An 18,524-nucleotide genomic window follows, 5' to 3' on the forward strand; every position below is an offset into this window, starting at 1 on the left:
CCCGGGTTTGTCGGTCCCTCTTGGCATGTCTGCCGGGGGAACGGCGCCTACTGCGCGTCGGTCAGGAATTCGGCAAGGATCGGGCCCGCGGTCTGTGCCCCGCCGCTGCCGTCGCCCACGAACACCGCCACCGCGAGATCGCCCTGGGCGGCGATGGTCCACGCGTGGGCGTTGCGTTCGGCATCATATTCCGCCGTGCCGCTCTTGCCGATGATCGTGGGTCCGGGGACGTTCTTGAGGTCCTTCAGCGTGCCATGGTCAACGACCTGGGCCATCATGCCCGAAAGCGCCTTGGCCTCGGCCGCAGTCAGCGGGTTCTTGGGCTTCGGGGCGGCGTCGGGCTTCGGGCTGGCCACCAGGTAGGGGCTGACGGTGGCGCCGTTCTTGACCGAGGCCGCCACCGTGGCCATGCCCAGTGCCGAGGCCTCGACGACGCCCTGTCCGATGCCGTTGGCCGCCAGCTCGGTGCCCGTGGAGTCCTCCGGGACCGAGCCCAGGAACGAGGCGGCGCCCGTGGAGGGGCCCAGATTCAGTCCCAGGGAGGCCGCTGCGTCGGCGAGGGCCGGCGCCTTGACCTTGGACGCACCCTGGAGGAAAACGGTGTTGCAGGACTGGGCCACCGCCTCGGAGAGCGGGATGCTTCCCAACGCACTGGAGGGGTAGCCGTCGTAGTTCTTGAACGCCTTGCCATCAACCGTCATGGTGGCAGGGCAATCCACGGTCGTCTTGGGGGTGTCCCCGGAGCGGAGCATGGCCAGCGCGGTGATGACCTTGAACGTGGAGCCGGGGGCGTACTTGCCCAGCAGTGCGGTGTTCTGTGCGTTGTCGGTGGGACCGGCGGCGGCGGCAAGGATCGCCCCGTCGGAGGGGCGGACCGCGACCAGGGCGCTGTCGCTGTCAGAATCGGCAATCAGCGACTCGGCCAGGTTCTGCAGGTCCCGGTCCAGCGTGGTCTTCAGGTCAGTGCCGTCCACGGCTTCCTGCGTCACCAGGGTCGAGACCTCGGCCCTGTCCTCGTTGTAGATGTTGATGCTGTAGCCCTTGGTGCCGGCCAACTCTTCCTGGTAGGCCTTCTGCAGTCCCGAAAGCCCGACCTGGTCCCCGGCACCGATGCTGCCCTTGGAGTCGGCGACGATTTCCGCCGTGGCCTCGCCCACCGAGCCCAGGATCGCCCGGGCAAAGCTCCTGCTTGGGGCCAGCGGCTGGGAGCCCGGCTGCGCCATGACCCCGGGGATGGCATCGAGTTGCCCATCGGTGACGGTGCGGTCGGCGTCATCGCGCAGCGTGATGGCCTGGACGAAGGCGCGCGGGCCGGCGGCGGCAACGCTCTTGGCATACGGTTCGGCGTCGATCTGAAGCACCTTGGCGAGCTTGGTCGCCGAGCCCTCCCAATCCGCGGCGTCGATCGCTTCCTTGTTGATCCCGATGCGGAGCACCGGTCGGTCGGTCACCAGGGTCTGCGCGTTGTTGCCCAGGATCTCCCCGCGCTTGGCGGCGACGTTGCGCTTGGCAACGTACTGGCCGGCCTCCAGCCCCGGCACGGCAAGCGCGGGGGAGTAGCGCACCGCCCAGGTCTTCGTTTGGTCATCGAGTTCCAGTGTCGCCTGGGTCTGGTAGGTCCAGTCGGTGTCGGTGGCATCAATGTCCCACACCGTGTTGTAGATGGCGGTGGCGGTCTTCGGGGCCTCGGATCCCTCGTCCTCGGTGACCGAGGCCAGCGTGACGGTGCGGGGGACTGATTCCAGTGGCTTGAGCGCCTCGGCCAATTCGGCACCTGCAGCGGCTGCATCGCCTGCCAGCGGGACGGAGGCAAGATCCAGGCCTTGGAGCGAACCTGCAAGGAGCTCGGCCGTCGCGTCCGGCGAGGGCGGCGCGGAGCAGGCCCCCAGGGAGCCGATCATCAACAAGGCGGCGGCAGGCAGGGCAAAGGTTCGAATAACTCGCGACATGGGACTAACTATTGCCCAAGCCTCCCGCGGTGTCCACAACCGCGGGACCGAGGGGCATCGAGTCGCGATTCCCGACCCGCCGGGACGTGCACCTAGAATGGGATGCAGAACCAGAGACACAATCAACAGTGAAAAGGGCCGTAGAACCCCATGTCTGAACCCACGAGCCCGGAAGTGGATGTCATTGACAGCCACGCGCCGGTTGTCCCGCATCCCACCGACGAGGCCGGCATCGACGTTGCGGTGCAGGCTGCCCTGGCCGCCTTTGCCGCCGCGAAGAACCTGGACGAGCTGAAGGCCGCGCGCCTGGCCCACACCGGGGAAAAGTCCCCGCTGTCGCTGGCCAACCGAGAAATCGGCCGCCTCGACAAGTCCGAGAAGGCCGTCGCCGGCAAGCTCATGGGCGCTTCCCGCGGACGCGTCAACAAGGCGCTCGCCGGACGCACCGCCGTCCTGGAGGCCGAGGACGCGGCACGCATCCTCGTCGAGGAGACCGTCGACGTCACCGCCGCCCCGCGCCGCCGCCGTGCAGGTGCACGCCACCCGCTCTCCACGCTGCAGGACCGCGTCTCGGACATCTTCGTGGGCATGGGCTGGGAAATCGCCGAGGGCCCGGAGATCGAATCCGAGTGGTTCAACTTCGACGCGCTGAACTTCGCCCCGGACCACCCGGCCCGCGAAATGCAGGACACCTTCTTCATCGAGCCGGTGGATTCGCACCTGTTGCTGCGCACCCACACCTCCCCGGTGCAGGTGCGTTCGATGCTCGAGCGCGAGCTGCCGATCTACGTGCTGTGCCCGGGGCGGGTCTACCGCACCGATGAGCTGGACGCCACGCACACCCCGGTCTTCCACCAGTTCGAGGGCCTGGCCATCGACAAGAACCTGACCATGGCCGACCTGCGCGGCACCCTGGAGCACTTCGCCCGGCAGATGTTCGGCGACGACGCCTCCATCCGCCTGCGTCCGAACTTCTTCCCGTTCACCGAACCCAGCGCCGAGCTGGACATCTGGCACCCGGGCGCCAAGGGCGGCCCGCGCTGGATCGAGTGGGGCGGCTGCGGCATGGTCAACCCCAACGTGCTGCGTGCAGCTGGCATCGACCCGGAGGAATACTCCGGGTTCGCCTTCGGCATGGGCGTGGAGCGGACCCTGATGTTCCGCAACGAGGTCCCCGACATGCACGACATGATCGAGGGCGACATTCGGTTCAGCGAGCACTTCGGGATGGAGATCTAAGACATGCGTATTCCACTTTCATGGCTGCGCGAATACGCGCAGGTACCTGCAGATGCCTCGGCCGAAGACGTCATGGCCGAACTGGTCAAGGTTGGCCTCGAGGAAGAGGACGTGCACCGTCCCACCGATTCGATTTCCGGACCCATCGTCGTGGGCCAGGTGCTCTCCATCGTCAAGGAGGAGCAGACCAACGGCAAGACCATCAATTGGTGCCAGGTCCGCGTCGTGCCCGAGGGGACCGAGCAGACCCTGACCTTTGAGGGCATCGACCCCTCGGGTGTGCAGGGCGTCATTTGCGGTGCGCACAACTTCGTGGAGGGCGACAAGGTAGTTGTCACCCTTCCGGGTGCGGTGCTGCCGGGCGACTTCGAGATCAGCGCCCGCCAGACCTACGGCCACCTCTCGGCAGGCATGATCGCCTCCTCCCGCGAGCTGGGCATCGGGGACGACCACGATGGCATCATCGTGCTCGCGCGCCTGGGCCTGGATCCGGAAATCGGCGCCGACGCGATGGAACTGCTGGGTCTCTACGACCAGGCGGCCGAAATCAACGTCACCCCCGACCGCTCCTACGCATTCTCCATCCGCGGCGTGGCCCGCGAGTACGCGCACGCCACCGGCACCCCCTACACCGACCCGGCATCGCTGGTCACGGTGGATGCCGCAAGCGCCCCGGGCCACCCGGTCAAGCTTGCGGATGCCGCGGGCATCTACGGCAAGGACGGCTGCGACAGGTTCCTGACCCGCAAGGTCACCAACGTGAACCCGGCACTGCCCACCCCGCCGTGGATGGCCAGCCGGCTGAACCTTGCAGGGATGCGCTCGATCTCCCTGGTCGTGGACATCTCCAACTACGTGATGCTCGAGCTCGGCCAGCCGCTGCACTTCTACGACGCCGACCAGCTGACCGGTGAAATCACGGTCCGCCGTGCCAACCCGGGCGAGACGCTGAAGACCCTTGATTCCAAGGAGCGCAAGCTGCACGTCGAGGACCTGTTGATCACCGACGGTTCCGGTGCCATCGGCATTGCCGGGGTCATGGGCGGATCGGCCACCGAGGTCTCCGGATCCACTTCCACGGTGCTCATCGAGGCGGCTCACTTCGAGCCGATCTCCATTGCCCGTTCGCGCCGCCGCCACAAGCTGCCCTCCGAGGCCTCGAAGCGCTTTGAGCGCGGCGTGGACTGGAACGTGGCTGACGTGGCTGCCCAGCGTGCGGTGGACCTGCTCGTCGAGTTGGCCGGCGGCACCGCCACCACCGAGATCACCGACGAGGGCACCAAGCCCGCAGCGGTTCTCATCGACCTGCCCGCCGGGTTCGCCTCGGCACTGATCGGCATCGACTACACCGAGGAGCAGATCACCTGGGCGCTGGGCGAGATCGGTGCGGAAATAGAAAACGTTGAGGGCGGCTACCGCGTCACCGCGCCGTCCTGGCGCCCCGACCTGGACACCAAGCAGGACCTGGTCGAGGAAATCGCACGTCTGGTGGGCTACCACCTGATTCCGGCGACTTTGCCCACGGCCCCTCCGGGCCGCGGACTGTCCCGCGTGCAGGGACAGCGCCGCCGCGTCGTTGCCGCACTGGCGGACGCCGGTTTGACCGAGGTGCTTTCCTACCCGTTCGTCACCAAGGTGCAGAACAACACCTTCGGTGCGCCCGAGGCCGGGGAAGTGAAGGCCGTCAAGCTGAACAACCCCATGTCCAGCGAGTACGGTTTCATGCGCACCTCGATCCTGCCGGGCCTGCTTGGCATTGCCCGTCGCAACCACGGCCGCGGCTTCCGCGACCTGGCCCTGTACGAGGCCGGCCAGGTCTTCCTGCCGGGCGAGACCCTGGGCACCGCAACGATTCCGCCGCTGGGGGCGCGTCCCTCCGAGGAAGAGCTCGAGGCGCTGTACAACGGACTGCCGCACCAGCCGACGCACATTGCAGCCGTGCTGACCGGGCACGATTCGCCGGTTGCCGCAGCGCACACCCCGCGCGTCTACGACTGGGCCGATGCGCTGGACACCGCCAAGCTGGTCGGTGACGTGCTGGGCGTCGATATCGTCGTCTCGCAGGGTTCGCACCAGGCATTCCACCCGGGCCGCACCGCGGCCCTGGCGCTGCGCAACGGCACGCACGTCGGCTACGCCGGCGAGCTGCACCCGAAGCTGCTGGCCGAGCTGGATCTCCCCGAACGCACCGTCGCGATGGAAATCAACGCGGACGAGCTCTTCGAGTCAGCTGCAGATGTGATCGTGGCCAAGGAGATCTCCACCTTCCCGATCTCCACGCAGGACGTGGCCCTGGTGGTTGACTCCACCGTTGTCGCGGCCGAGGTGCTCGAAACCCTGCGCGAGGGCGCCGGTGAACTGCTCGAGGACCTCGCGCTCTTCGACGTGTACTCCGGCACCGGCATTCCGGAGGGCAAGAAGTCGCTGGCCTTCGGCCTGCGCTTCCGTGCCAACGACCGCACGCTGACCGCCGAGGAGGCATCCGAGGCGCGTGCCGCCGCGGTGGCACTGGCGGCCGAGCGCTTCGGCGCCGTGCAGCGATAGCACCCAGGCAATACCGGTCACGAAGGCCGGCCGCTCCCCGCCAATCCGGGCCACGACGCCCGCCCGCCCCCCCCCAACCCGCGGAGCGCGGCCGGCCTTCGGTGTTTGTTGTACTCGTCGTCCAATTCCTTGATGGCCTCGCGGACCATCGGCTGCGCGATGAGGGAGCCGTGAGAGTATTCCAAGACCCCGGTCTGCAGGCAAGCGAGGATGGATGTGGAGATCTCGCCATACCTGTCTGCCAACTGATCCTGGATGTCTTCGCCAAGCGTCAAGACGCTGGTATCTCCGCGGGCCTTTGCCTCTGATGACTGGTCGCCCACCTCAACGAGGACGGCCAAGCACTCGTCGGCCCTTCGGAGCCCGGCCAGCCCGGCCACGGGTCTGGCAATTGCCCAGATCACGCTTTTCAGGTAAGCCGCCAGCAGGCTGCGGACCGCTTCACGGTTTCGTGGATGCTCGTCCTGCAACAAGGCCATACCTGAATGCGTGGGATAGGGTTCCCCGTAGTTCTCCCAACATTCCTCGTCATCTTCGTCCTCGCTGTCTTCGTGCTCGTCCTCAAAGGTTTCGTAGAGATCTGCGACGCGCATGGATTCGAAAACCTCGAGGAACCGCGAAACGGGAAGCGGGTAGAGGCCCGGTGCCAACAGCTTCGTGCCTGCACGGTCCGCGACCGGAAGCGCAAGCGAATCAGTGGAGTTCGGGCTAAATTTTCCCTCGAGCATCCGGTCAAGCAGATAGGCAGCCCACTGCACGAGGGCTATGCCATGGCCGTGGGGCAGGTCTGTGCCGATCGGGCATTCGCGAGGCGTGGTTCGATTTGCCCGGCCGGGAACGCGAATCAGCACCAGCATGTGCAACACGTCGAACACCTCGCTTCCGCGATGCCAGCGGCCATTGTCCTTCAGGAAGTGAAGGTAGCTGTCCAGCTGGTCCAGGAGGTCGCAGGCGGCGGGTCCGGGCATGCGGCGGATGCCGTTCAGCATTGAGGCGAAAGATTGCGGGGCCAACTGGTCGGGGGAGTTGAACGGCGCGAAGGCCGCATAGGTCTCCAGCACTGCCAGCAGCCCCGCCCAGTCGGCGCTGGCCTGGTTGTGCGGGACGGTAAGGGATCTCCAGGCAAGGTAGGCAGGTTCCAGTACGCGGAGTCGTTCCAGCCCGGAAGCATGGGACGGGTGGGGGCCTTGTCGCCGTGCTTTCGGGGATTTGCGGTGTTTTCGGCGCAGCTGCTTGCTCGTCGTGGTCATGGCCATCCTTGGGGGGATCGGTGCGGGAATCCCAGTATGGCTCGCTCCGCTGGTTGAAAAACCTGAGCGCTGCAGCACTGTGGAAAACTCGTCGGACCGCCCCGGTCGATTGCCCGAGAACAGGCCGGCCGCACCCCCGGCAAAACGGTCGAGGGCGACCTGTGGCGTTCTCTCAGGCGCTGCCGACCCCGGTGGTGATGGCCCCGATCCCGGCGGCCAGCAGTCCGGCGGTGAGGCAGGCCGCGCCGAGGCCGATCAGCAGCGAGAGCCTGTTGGGTTTCTCCGGATTCTTCCCGAGCACCGAGAGGAAGAAGCCGGCGGGCATCAAGATTGCAGCGACCGGGACGCCCGAGCGGGCGATCCAGCCGACCCAGGCCGGGACGTCGAGCTGGTCGGCGAAGGCGAGGATCGCCAGGGACAGGACCAGCAGGACCGCGGCATGGGCGTGGCCTGCCCGGTACCAGGATTTCTGCAGGCCGTTGGCGGGAACCCCGCCGGCGGCGACTCGGACGAGGAACGCGCCTCCTGATTCGACGGTGATGAGTGCCAGAAGCAGGATTCCGGCGAGGACCAGCGTGCTCGGTTCCATGAGGGTGTTTCCTTTCGAACCCAATTGGATAGCTGTACTATCCAAGGTAGATACCTGAACCATCCAACACAAGGGGTTGCCGCATGCGGATGTCCGAACTTCTCAAGCGGTCTGGGCTGCCGCTGGCGACAGTCAAGTACTACCTGCGCGAAGGGCTGTTGGCCCCGGGGGAGTCGTTCGGTGCAACGATGGCAGACTACGGAGAGGAGCACGTGCGCCGGTTGGCGCTGATCCGCGCGCTCACCGAGGTCGTGGGCCTGCCTCTTGCGGGCGTGAGCACCATCGTCGGACTCATCGACGCGCCGGAGTCCGACCGCTTCGGCACCTTGGGACGCGCGATCGCAGTGCTGCCGCCGGCCGTGGAGGCGGACCCGGAGGGCGACTATCCGCGGGCCCGGGCGGCGTTGGCGGAGATCGGCCAGCTCTACGACCCCGGCTACGCGGCGGTTGCCCAGCTCGAGCGCGGGCTTGCCGCCGCCGAGGCCGTCGGCATGCCCATGGGGAACGACCGGCTGCGCGGCTACGCGCGGCACATCATGGCGATCGCCGAGATCGACCTGGCCCAGCTGCCCGGCGACGACACGTCCCGGGCGGTGGAGTACTCCGTGCTCGGCACCGCCGTCTACGAACCGATCCTGGCGGCCATGCGGCGCCTGGCCCACCAGGACCTCGCAAGCCGGATGCTTGGCGACGCAACGGGGGACAGGGTCCAGTAGGCATCGGTGCCCGGCTTCGAAAGCGCCGGCGCAGATTCGTTCGTGCCAAGATGGGGGAATGAGCGCAGAAATCCCGGTTGCTGTCCGTGCCACGTCCGTTTGGACCAAGTCCCGCTGGCTGAAGATTCCTTATCGCCACATTCGATTCGACGTAAGATACGCCGACGGGCGTGAGGAACATGTCGAGAGTTTGGACAAGGTGCTCCAGGGTTCAAGCTATCCCGCGGATGCGTGGAGCACCCGGAAGGGTGCCGAAAAGGCCTGCCCGAAAGAGGGCGCCGGCGAATGGGTCGATTATCCCTACGGGCGGACGCTGGGATCTTGACTGCCTGGGCTCGGTTCGGCTTGCCAACCCCGAGGCCGGCACGATCGACCGGTTCAAGGGCACCGACCCTGGGCCGGGGCCGCGGACCCGCTCGCGCCCCTTGCCCCGATCGAACTGTAGCGGCCGGAAAACCTTTTTCGTAGGCTGTGCACATGACTGCTCCCCAGATCTATGTCAGTTTTCCCGGCACGGCGCGCGAAGCGCTCGGTTTCTACGCGGACGTTTTCGGCGGAAAACTCTCTTTGTACACCTTTGAAGAATTTGGCCGGAAGGACGGTCCCCCGGAGTCCATAGCTCATGGAGTTCTAGACGGCGTGGTGGCGTTGGCGGGATCGGATGCTGCCACGGGAGGAAAGAGCGTCCGGTTCGAAGGGCTCATGCTCTCGTTGCTGGGGACCGCCGGGCCATCCACCCTCCATGAGTGGTTCGACAAACTCGCTGTTGACGGCACCGTGATGGACCCGCTTTCCCCCAAGCCATGGGGAGCATCCGATGGCCAGGTCATCGATCGTCATGGGCTGCACTGGCTCATCGGATACGAGCCGGAGTCGTGAGAGACGCCCTGTTGTTCACTGGGCACAGGGGCTCCGCCTGACGAGCGGCATTCGATATGCGGCGCGGAAAACTGGTCCTTGTCACAGCGGACGGCAGGCGGTCGCAGGGCTCGGCGTGATCGTGGCGGTCACCTCCCATTGGGCATCGGATAAATGTGCGCATCGCCCGGACGGGTAGCATCGTAGGTGCGAATCATCGCACCTACGGGAGAATACCCAGCAACAATCCCGCCGCCCAGATCCAAGGAACCCGATTCAGTTGAATAAAAAAACGCTCAAAGACGACGGGTTCACCGGATTCCGGCCCATCACGGCTCTTGAGATCAACAGGATTCCGCAGCGTCAGGGGATATTCGTCGTGTTGCGGCCCGAGGGGTTTGAGCCGCGGTTCCTCACCAAGAGCACTGCAGGGATTTTCAAGAAGAAGAATCCCTCCCTGCCCCAGGCGGGGCTCGAGGCTGAATGGGTCGCGGACGCGGATATCTTGTTCATTGGCAAGGCCGGCCTCGGCAGCAAGGGCAACCGCGGGCTCCGACGCCAGATCCAGGAATTTGTGGACTTCGGAAAGGGAAAGCCTCCGGGGCACTGGGACGGGCGGCTGATCTGGCAGCTGGCCGACGCGGGGACCCTTCTCGTGGCATGGAAGGAGCTGCCTGCGGAGTCGCTCAACGCGGCCCAGGCGGAATACCATGCGGGGTTCCGCGCATTACACGGCAGGTTGCCGTTCGCCAATCTTGTCCAGGCCCGCGCCTAGGGCTTTTCGCCTTGTTGGCGTGGCCGGATCCGCCCTGGGTGGCGACCTGCGTTGTCTCCCTCTACCCGCCGGGGTCGCGCGTGAGTACTGTGGGAGCGTAGGCGAGGGGGACCTCTGATGCGCGACGTGACCTATTCGATGGGCGTCTCACTTGACGGATACATCGTCGGGCCGGACGGCGACTTCGACTGGACGGGCCCCGACCCGGAGGTCTTTCGCTTCGTCACCGAGGAGATACGCGGAGTCGGCGTCTACGTTTTGGGGAGACGGCTGTACGAGACGATGCTGTACTGGGAGGCCGCCGACCAGGATCCGTCGCTTGACGACTCAAAGCGCGAGTGGGCCGCGATCTGGAATCCGCTTCCCAAGGGGGTGTTCTCCACCATGCTGTCGACGGTGCAGGGCAATGCCCGCTTGGCCTCCGGCGGTTTGGTGGAGGAGATCGAGCGGCTACGAACCCAAGGCCAGGGCAACATTGCGATCGGCGGCGCGACCCTCGCGGCCGAGGCGGCCGCGCTGGACCTTATAGATGAGTACCGGGCCAGGGTCTACCCGGTGCTGGTTGGCGGCGGCATTCCGTTCTTCCCCGGGGGCAAACGCCGGGTGGATCTCGCACTCGCCGAAAGCCGCACTTTCAGCTCGGGAGTCGTATACCTCTCTTACCGTGTCGTGCGCTAGTAATAGTCGACCTGTCTTGATACCGGAGCCGCCTACACGAGCGCTTCATTTCCTGTTCAAAGCACCTTCGATTCTGTTCCTCGCGGCCGCCATTGACCGTTCCCTCCGTCATTCGTCATGGTCAACTGCACGGAGTGCCAAAGCCGTGTAATTTCGGTAGCTGCGGAAGCCCTTGCACTGTGGCCGCGGCCCGGCTCGTGTGCCACGGATACGCCCTTTCGCGAGCCAGAGATTGGCTGCGGCTTGGGCAGGCAGACCCCTTCAGAGGTCACCGTGGTTAGTGATCGGTGCCCAATTGGACCGGGGGCGGCGGAGGCAATTTGCTTGTGAGTGAACGATTCGACCCAATCCCTCGTCTTAGTTGCCGGAGCCGGTCTTTGGCGCCGCAATATTCACTTCACCACCTGTAAACCGAGTCGAGGATGAATCTTGATGTAAATGCGTAACCGCCAAATGGCCGTTGATGTTGACTCTGCGGGGGTTCCGGGAGCGATGGTTGCGTTCCTGGACCGGGAGTGGCCATGAATGGATTCCCTCCGGCATCGGTGAAGCACATCAGCCGTATCTTCCGTCGAGCCTCAGACAACACGTAGATCCTGGTCTCAAGAACAAACTCCCAGAGGAGCCACACTTCATGAACAAACGAATTGGTACAACCATGGCAGCGCTATCTTTGATCGTGCTGGCCCTTTCCGGCTGCGACTCAGCAACAGATACCGCCCGCGGCGCAGAATCCCCGTCCACCGGTGTCGCGACCAGCTCGGCCCCGTCGGACCTCCAAGACAGTGGAACCGCATTTGACGCCGATATAACCAATAACTCCCTTGCGGTGAGCCCGGATGAGAAAACCGCGGCTGTCTCGGACAGCCGCGAAAAGTCAGTCCTGATCTATGACCTGGCGAAGGGTGAGCTGCGCAAAAAGATCGGTGGCTTTGGCACACCGCGGAACATCGTGTTCATTAATGACGGCTCGCAATTTGTTGTCTCTGACAGCAGCCTCGGCACCCTCCGTTTTTACAGCTCGGAAGATTACACGCTGCAGGATGAAGTCGTCGTTGGCCCCGGAGCATTCGGAACCGCTGTGAGTCCGAATGGAAAGACCCTTTATGTGAACAACCAGGCGCATAGCTCCGTCACAGTCGTCGATCTCGAGGCGAGGAAACCGACCGACGTTATAACCGGCTTTTCCCGGCCAAGGCAAGGCATCAAGGTGTCTCAGGACGGAAAATACGTATTTGTGACGAACTTCGAGGGCGACAAAGTCACCGTTTTCGATGCCGCCAGCAGGGAAATTATCCGCGAACTGACCGGATTCTCCAAGATCCGGGGAATCTCCGTGGCGGCCGACGGGAACACGCTGTATGCCGCAAACAGCGGGCGCAACAGTATCTCCGTGGTCGACATACGGAAGGGCGCCATCACGAACGAAATCGAAGTCGGTCGCGAACCGTATGGTGCCGCCCTGTCCCCGGATGGCAAACTGCTTTTTGCCAGCAACAAGGCAGATAACACAATTGACGTCATCGACGTCACCGAAAACACGGTCGTGAAGAAACTCGAGGGATTCAAGGAACCCCGCCAGGCAATCGTCTTCAGCCGCGACCAAGACCGGGCGTACGTGTTGAACCGGGATCTTACTATTGCCCTCGTGAATGTCGAAGACCTCTCCTTAACGGACACGGTCGGTGAATAGACAGGATACGGCAGGGGATTCTGCATAGGGAGTACGGTTGCAGAGCGATTTTGCGGGATCCCCAATGAGCACTGTCGCCTCCTCCAAACTCGGAGGAGCTGAGAGGTGCGCCAGTACGCGAGACTGGGATGGCCGGGATACGGATGGCAGGACGGTGAGCGGGTTCGGTCGCCTCGCTCTCATGTGGTCTACTGCTCTGACTAGGCCGGGGTCGCGACGTCAGGGAATCAGCAACCGGCCATCCGATCTCGACGGTGTTCTGTCTCGAGATTTTAGGGACGATTGTGGGCCTCCCGAAGGACACGGATGGTGGAGCTTTGAGCTGTTCTACCGGAGTGGACGTACTTTACCGTGATTCATGCAAGCTCGCCGGGCACGCCAGCTTCTCCGTCTGGGGACGTGCTCTTCTGTCTCACCTGGACAGCGAGCCCCAATCCGATCTCCCGCACCAAGGTCAGTGCTCGCCGCCAGTCGCCGAATCACGCGGTAGGCACCCAGGCCTCCAGACAGCTGCAGTCACAGTGTCATCGTCGGCCGCACCGACCCACGTCGACGGCATGCAGGATGAAAGGAAGCCCTGGGGCGATTGCATGGTGATTTGCAGGCGAGGTCTTTGGTGGCCGTTGCACTGACGGTGCCGGCGCGGGTGGCTACTAACCGCAAGTTGTTGTTAGGGTCAGTCATTGTGATCATTCTATTTTGGTGGTCGCAGCGCCAGCGACCGTTCAAGTGGTTCCGCGGCGCTTTGTGCAAAGGTAGAAACGATAAAACCATGCTGGTGAAATTCTTTGGCTGATGGTCGACGAGGTACGAAAGACATGACAAATCGGGTAAAGGGACGCCTCGCGGCTGCCGCTTCCGGGCTGGCACTCATCTTGGTCGTCGCCGGGTGCACCGCGGCCGATCCGGCAGGCGGCAACAGTAATTCCCATGCCCAATCGCAGGAAAGCCAGAACCGCGTGGTGCTGGCCGAACCCGAGTCGGGCATTGGCCGGATTGGTGGCGGCACCGAGGCCATGGCGCTGGAATCCAGCCGGGCGTTCTTCGAAAAGGCACCGGCCGTTGTCGTACTGGGAAACGGCGGAGAGCTGAAATCTGCCATCGGGCAGGCACGGGAACGCGGGCTTCCGCTGCTCGTGGCGCCCGAGGATGCTTCGGAGCAGGAAGCCTTTGCTGTCGAGCTGGGGCGTTTGGGGGCGCATACCCTCATTGCCTACGGGTCCCTGCCCGGTTCGCTGGCAGGGGGCCTGGAGGTCGTCAACGGGTCAACACCCAATGCCGACTTGCCCGACATCGACCCGGCCCAAAGCACTCCGGAGGCGGGCTTCGCCGTCGTCGTGCGCGCGGGGGAGAAAGAGGCGGAAGCGATAGGTCCCGCACTTGCCACGGCCCAGGCCGCCGGGGCGGTCGTCCACACCATGGATACGCCTGACCCGCGGGCCGCGAAGAACCAGAAGTTCTTCCAGAATCACGCCGGCTCGGAGCTGTACGCGATCGGCAATGGCTTTGGCAACGCCACGGATTTCACGGCGCTGGCGGAAACGGCCGCCGGGGGAAAGCCGCTTCCAGGCGGCGGGCAGCTCGTGTTCCCCGATCGGCGCATGGTGGCGTTGTACGGGACGCCCGGAACATCTTCACTGGGCTTGCTGGGCGAACAGGACGTCGACGCGGCCATCAAGCGTGCCAAGAAGTACGCTGCGGAGTACCAGCCCCATAGCAAGGAAAAGGTCCAGCCGGCCTTCGAGATCATCGCGACAGTCGCCTCGGCGTCCGCCGGCAAGGATGGGAAGTACTCCAGCTACGTTCCGGTGGAGAAACTCGAGCGCTGGGTGGAGGCTGCCCGGAAGGCAGGAGTGTACGTGGTGCTTGACCTGCAACCGGGCCTCAACGACTTCCTGACCCAGGCCAAGCACTACGAACAGTTGCTGTCCTACCCCAACGTCGGCATCGCCTATGACCCCGAGTGGAGACTCAAGCCCGGCCAGCGGCACATGGCCCAGATCGGTTCCGTGGATGCCGCTGAGCTCAACCGCGCCAACGCGTGGTTGGCTGAGCTGACGCGCAAACACCGCCTCCCGCAGAAGGTCGTCATCCTGCACCAGTTCACGCAGAGCATGATCCGCAACCGCTCGGAACTGGACACCTCGCACCCCGAGCTGGCGATGCTCGTGCATGCCGACGGCCACGGCACACCGGGGATGAAGATGGCGACGTGGAATAACCTGCGCCGCGACCTGCCCGACGGGATCCGGATGGCGTGGAAGAACTTCATCGACGAGGATTCCCCGACGTTCACACCGGAGCAGACCTTCGACGTCGACCCGAAGCCATGGTTCGTCTCCTACCAGTAGTCCGTGCCATGGCGTCGGAGGAGGGCCGCCACTTGACGTCGTGAATGCCTGGTCCCGGTACATGCGTCTGGATGAACCGCACGTGCTATCTGCTATTCCACCGACCGGTCTCGACCGCCAAATGGTCCTGGGCATGGTGGGCCGCGAGATAGGCAAAGACATTCTCCGCGGTTTCTCCTTCGACCGCGTCGACGGCCATAAGGTTTTTTGAAGACCATTCGACGAGCCCGCCGAGCTCGCGAACCCTCGTTTCGATTTCGTCCTTCGGATACGAGGACCCTCCGAACCAGACGCGGAACACGGCGCGCTTGGAGGCCTCGAGGACGCCGATGAACATGAAGTCATCGTCCGTTTCAACCACGTCGCCCAGTGCCATGCCGTAGACGAAAAATGGGATGCAGCAGATCTCGAACTGCAAATCGCCCACCTGTCGACCCCAGAGCTGCTCCCACCTATTTTCCTCGGCCAAGTTGGCACCGAATATGAAATTGGACCGTCCCCTCCAAACCGGATCTTGATGAGTCGAGACGAGGGGCGAAGAATTGCTCATCGTGGTTCCTTCCAGAGGTCAAGGTCGGTGCTTGAATTCTATGAGGGAAGGCCTTCAAGGATTTCGTGCGGCCATTGCTGTTGCAGGACGTCGGAGAGACATTGGTTGGGGCTGCTCACGCAATATGGCGTGTGATCAATGTTCGTCACTTCCAAGGCGACCGGTGCCCCCAGCAGGCTCCAGGGCATGACGGTATTCGCGATGTATCCCGTCAGGCGCAGGTCTGCATACTCCGGTGCCCACCATGCCGAAAGTGTTCGATGAAGTTCGGAGGTGCTGATTGCCACCCACACCCCAAACGTGAGCGTGTGTCCGTGGCTGAGGGATACCGGCAGAAGTGCCCTAACAAAAGAGCCGAGCCGCGGGATTTGCATCATGACCGACCTATTCGGTTCCTCATGGCTGAGCCATGCACCCGGCGCGTGGTGCTGTTCAGTGCTTTCGAGGACAAGGTCTGGAAGGGTGAAGCGGATGTGTCGATCGTGGTCACCGACGTCACGACCGCAGCTGTGGCAGAAATGTTCGGCAGGCATGGTTCATGCTCCCTCGCTGTATGAGTCTCCTTGAACCATAACCGCAATCGAAATATTTGCTACCGACAGGCAGATTTCATTCGCAGAGGCCCTGCCTTGGGCGTAACCATCCGGGAGGAAAACTCCCGCCCGGGAGCGCGAATTCTTGCCGGTCGGAACGAGCTTCGACTGTTAGTCTCGTTGTAAATGCGTGTTCCAGTTCTGATATCCGGAGGAAAATGAATATGCCGCAGGAAACCAATTACGACACTTTTGCCGAGGCGTACGCGATTGAAAACGAAACCAGCCTGCTTAATGGATTCTACGAACGCCCGGCGATGTTGGAGCTCGCAGGAGATGTCCGAAGTCGTCGGATTCTTGACGCTGGTTGCGGTTCCGGGCCTCTATCCAAGGCGCTCGGTGATCGCGGCGCCGTCGTGACCGGATTTGACTCCAGCGAAGCGATGATCGGCTTGGCCCGGGAAAGACTGGGCGTGGAGGCAGAGCTGCTCGTAGCCGACCTCGGAGGGCCGCTTCCATTCGCCGATGACACGTTCGACGATGTAGCAGCATCGTTGGTCTTCCACTATTTGGAAGACTGGGTGGGCCCGCTGGAAGAGATGCGGCGCATCCTGCGTCCTGGCGGCAGAGTCATCATGTCGGTAAACCACCCGATCCTCTACCCATGGACTCACCCCGGCACAGACTACTTCAAGCCCGCGAAGTACTCGGATGATCACACCTTCAATGGCCAACCAGCTACCCTGACGTATTGGCACCGCCCATTGCACGCTATGACGGATGCGTTTAACAAAGCCGGATTCCAGATCGAAGTGGTCAGCGAACCACCGTACTCTACCGATGCACCTTCGGAAATCATCCCGCCACAATTCAAAGATCGGGAATCGTTCTTAAGCTTTATTTTCTTCGTGCTGCGCGCGAAATGACGGAGATTCTCCCAAACTTCGGCAGGAAGAAACCTGGAGCCCAGACAGAGTGACGCTGTGCGGACGGCAGACCCATGGCGTGGCGGAGCCGGGATTTCGATCCATGCTGGTTCCGAAGTCGAAACCCTAACGGTCATGTCAAATGACGATGGTGCATACTGCGTAACTCTGCGCTCTGCGGCAGAGTCTTCCTCTTGTTCTGAATTCGCCGTAGGCTCCGTCTTGTGCCGTTTAGAACGAATTTTTGGAGGATGTTCCTATGTCGCGAATCATTCGGTTCGACCACGTCGGTGTCACCGTTCAGGACATCGACCAGGTGACGGCGTTCTTCGTCGGACTGGGTCTCGAGATCGAGGGCCGGGCGTTCGTGGAGGGCGAGTTCATCGACACGGTCACGGCGATCCCCGATTCCCGTACAGAGATCGTTATGTTGCGAACGCCTGACGGAGGTACGGGAGTGGAGCTTTCCAGCTTCGTTCGGCCCGACCCCGAGAGAGGATCGCCTGCAGCCATGGCCAACGAGCTCGGGCTGCGCAGTTTGTCTTTCGAAGTCGATGATCTCCAGGCGCAGGTCGATCGGCTGGCCGCGGAGGGGTACGGGCTGGTCGGTGGCATCGGCCAGTATGAGGGTGTCTGGCGAATGGCCTACGTGCGCGGCCCGGAGGGAATCATTGTGGCCCTGGCCGAGCGGATCAGCTGACCGCGGCCACCGAGGAGCGACATCGCCCGAGGTCTGCCAGCCGAAGGCTGCTTCGCCGAGGCTTGGATCGCAAGCGTCAAACCCTCAAAATCCCGCGAAAGCGGAAATTTGACCGGGCGTTGTTCGAGGTCTTCCACGGTCCCGTAGCGATAAGGGTGCCATGGATCCTGACCGGCACATTTCAGTGCACTTGAGTTCCAGAAGTTAAACCCATTTCTCTGTAAAATGGCTTTCGCCTCCAAGCTAACACCCATGCTGGACATAAGAGCAGGAAGCCGAGACGCTTTTCGGCGGCTCGGCTTCCTGCTGTTGCGGGCAGATTTCGTCAGCGGAACAAGGTCCCGCTGCGGCCGGGACCTAGCCCTTGGTCCATTGGCCTCGCGTGCCCACGTACGATGCCGTGGCGCAGGGATCAGGGGCATTGTTCACGTCCTTGCAGGCGCGAATCCGGAAACCATCGGCTCCCGGAGCCCAGGTGGGGATGACCCTCCTGGACGAATCGGAGAAATGATAGCGGTTGCCGTAGCCACAAACATTTACGGTAAACCGCCCCCACGCGGTATCGATCATGTCGTTGCGTACACCTTGCACCTGGTAGTACACGCAGTGGCCGTCCCTGGCGTCATCCGTCAGGTATAGGTTGTAACCCATGTGGTCGCTGTCGTCTTTCCACACCTTGCCACTGCTCTTGGCCCACGAATTGTCCATCGAGTAGTTTTCGTATGCCTGGGCAGGGGCGGCAAAGGTCAGTGACGCCAGCACGACCGCGGCGGCAGCCGCGAGGCTGCGTTTCATGTGTTTCATCGAAGTTCCTCAACTTTTCGAATTGAAGGGGTTCGCAAGTGTTCGGACGCCTGCGACCTTACCAGCCGACACACAGGATGGATAGGTCTAATTCATGGATTTATTAGAGTAATCTTCAACTAATTGCCAGGTTGCCAACTTTTCACCGCTCTACGGGTGACGCCCGTGCACAAGGATCATGTTCCGGCAGACCCGGTAGGCCCGGTGAACTGTCCGGTGTTATTCCGAATTCGGAATAACACCGGTTATGCCGATGTCGTGGTTATTCCGATAGCGGGGGCTGGATGACTGCCACTGCTGGGGTGTGGCGGGCGAAGTTCGGCATAACCAGAAGCCGGCAGGTTGAGTGATACTTCTATCTCCATTGTC

Annotated in this window: 17 protein-coding genes; 11 read left to right on the forward strand and 6 right to left on the reverse strand. The window is 63.2% G+C overall.

Features of this window, described 5'->3' with window-relative positions; all coding sequences use genetic code 11:
* Window positions 1–47: 47 nt before the first annotated feature.
* Window positions 48–1,949 carry a penicillin-binding transpeptidase domain-containing protein gene (locus ACLQ7E_RS16505; protein ID WP_411733654.1) on the reverse strand — a complete coding sequence of 634 codons (1,902 nt, stop codon included), beginning with the start codon at window positions 1,947–1,949 and terminating at the stop codon, window positions 48–50.
* A 150-nt stretch (window positions 1,950–2,099) separates the two neighbouring features.
* Here ACLQ7E_RS16505 and pheS point away from each other — a divergent pair, with 150 nt between their 5' ends.
* Window positions 2,100–3,188: a phenylalanine--tRNA ligase subunit alpha gene (gene pheS / locus ACLQ7E_RS16510; RefSeq protein ID WP_411733655.1), complete on the forward strand. Its 1,089-nt coding sequence runs from the start codon at window positions 2,100–2,102 to the stop codon at window positions 3,186–3,188.
* Between the two features lie 3 nt (window positions 3,189–3,191).
* Entirely contained in the window at window positions 3,192–5,732 is a 2,541-nt protein-coding gene (pheT, locus tag ACLQ7E_RS16515; RefSeq protein ID WP_411733656.1) for a phenylalanine--tRNA ligase subunit beta, read from the forward strand.
* 17 nt (window positions 5,733–5,749) lie between these two features.
* Here the strand turns inward: pheT and ACLQ7E_RS16520 are convergent, their stop codons facing one another.
* Entirely contained in the window at window positions 5,750–6,988 is a 1,239-nt protein-coding gene (locus ACLQ7E_RS16520) for a hypothetical protein (protein ID WP_411733657.1), read from the reverse strand.
* Between the two features lie 166 nt (window positions 6,989–7,154).
* A complete protein-coding gene (locus ACLQ7E_RS16525) occupies window positions 7,155–7,571 on the reverse strand; it encodes a hypothetical protein (RefSeq protein WP_411733658.1) in 417 nt (138 codons plus the stop codon).
* An 83-nt stretch (window positions 7,572–7,654) separates the two neighbouring features.
* Between ACLQ7E_RS16525 and ACLQ7E_RS16530 the strand changes: the two genes are divergently transcribed.
* The 7 genes from ACLQ7E_RS16530 (at window position 7,655) to ACLQ7E_RS16560 (ending at window position 14,642) form a co-directional block, all read left to right on the forward strand.
* Window positions 7,655–8,287: a MerR family transcriptional regulator gene (locus ACLQ7E_RS16530; protein ID WP_411733659.1), complete on the forward strand. Its 633-nt coding sequence runs from the start codon at window positions 7,655–7,657 to the stop codon at window positions 8,285–8,287.
* Window positions 8,288–8,345: 58 nt separating this feature from the next.
* Complete coding sequence (locus ACLQ7E_RS16535; RefSeq protein ID WP_411733660.1) at window positions 8,346–8,612, forward strand: hypothetical protein; 267 nt, start codon at window positions 8,346–8,348, stop codon at window positions 8,610–8,612.
* 152 nt (window positions 8,613–8,764) lie between these two features.
* Window positions 8,765–9,166, forward strand: a complete 402-nt coding sequence (locus ACLQ7E_RS16540) for a VOC family protein (RefSeq protein ID WP_411733661.1) — start codon at window positions 8,765–8,767, stop codon at window positions 9,164–9,166.
* Window positions 9,167–9,419: 253 nt separating this feature from the next.
* On the forward strand, window positions 9,420–9,920 hold the full coding sequence (locus tag ACLQ7E_RS16545; protein ID WP_411733674.1) for a hypothetical protein: 501 nt from the start codon (window positions 9,420–9,422) through the stop codon (window positions 9,918–9,920).
* 117 nt (window positions 9,921–10,037) lie between these two features.
* The gene (locus tag ACLQ7E_RS16550; protein ID WP_411733662.1) at window positions 10,038–10,598 is read left to right on the forward strand and encodes a dihydrofolate reductase family protein; all 561 of its coding nucleotides are present in this window, start codon (window positions 10,038–10,040) and stop codon (window positions 10,596–10,598) included.
* Between the two features lie 634 nt (window positions 10,599–11,232).
* Complete coding sequence (locus ACLQ7E_RS16555; RefSeq protein WP_411733663.1) at window positions 11,233–12,291, forward strand: beta-propeller fold lactonase family protein; 1,059 nt, start codon at window positions 11,233–11,235, stop codon at window positions 12,289–12,291.
* 818 nt (window positions 12,292–13,109) lie between these two features.
* The gene (locus ACLQ7E_RS16560) at window positions 13,110–14,642 is read left to right on the forward strand and encodes a hypothetical protein (RefSeq protein ID WP_411733664.1); all 1,533 of its coding nucleotides are present in this window, start codon (window positions 13,110–13,112) and stop codon (window positions 14,640–14,642) included.
* A gap of 85 nt (window positions 14,643–14,727) precedes the next feature.
* On the opposite strand, the gene ACLQ7E_RS16565 is transcribed toward ACLQ7E_RS16560, so the two are convergent.
* Window positions 14,728–15,192 (reverse strand): DUF4265 domain-containing protein, encoded by a 465-nt coding sequence (locus tag ACLQ7E_RS16565; protein WP_411733665.1) that lies wholly within the window; start codon window positions 15,190–15,192, stop codon window positions 14,728–14,730.
* 38 nt (window positions 15,193–15,230) lie between these two features.
* The gene (locus ACLQ7E_RS16570; RefSeq protein WP_411733666.1) at window positions 15,231–15,725 is read right to left on the reverse strand and encodes a DUF2199 domain-containing protein; all 495 of its coding nucleotides are present in this window, start codon (window positions 15,723–15,725) and stop codon (window positions 15,231–15,233) included.
* Between the two features lie 224 nt (window positions 15,726–15,949).
* On the opposite strand from ACLQ7E_RS16570, the gene ACLQ7E_RS16575 reads away from it, so the two are divergent.
* Complete coding sequence (locus ACLQ7E_RS16575; RefSeq protein ID WP_411733667.1) at window positions 15,950–16,651, forward strand: class I SAM-dependent methyltransferase; 702 nt, start codon at window positions 15,950–15,952, stop codon at window positions 16,649–16,651.
* A gap of 259 nt (window positions 16,652–16,910) precedes the next feature.
* On the forward strand, window positions 16,911–17,351 hold the full coding sequence (locus tag ACLQ7E_RS16580; protein ID WP_411733668.1) for a VOC family protein: 441 nt from the start codon (window positions 16,911–16,913) through the stop codon (window positions 17,349–17,351).
* 357 nt (window positions 17,352–17,708) lie between these two features.
* Here ACLQ7E_RS16580 and ACLQ7E_RS16585 read toward each other — a convergent pair whose 3' ends face one another.
* A complete protein-coding gene (locus tag ACLQ7E_RS16585; protein WP_411733669.1) occupies window positions 17,709–18,155 on the reverse strand; it encodes a hypothetical protein in 447 nt (148 codons plus the stop codon).
* Window positions 18,156–18,524 lie beyond the last annotated feature (369 nt).

The sequence above is a fragment of the Paeniglutamicibacter sp. genome (genome assembly GCF_046714615.1).
Taxonomy (GTDB): Bacteria; Actinomycetota; Actinomycetes; order Actinomycetales; family Micrococcaceae; genus Paeniglutamicibacter.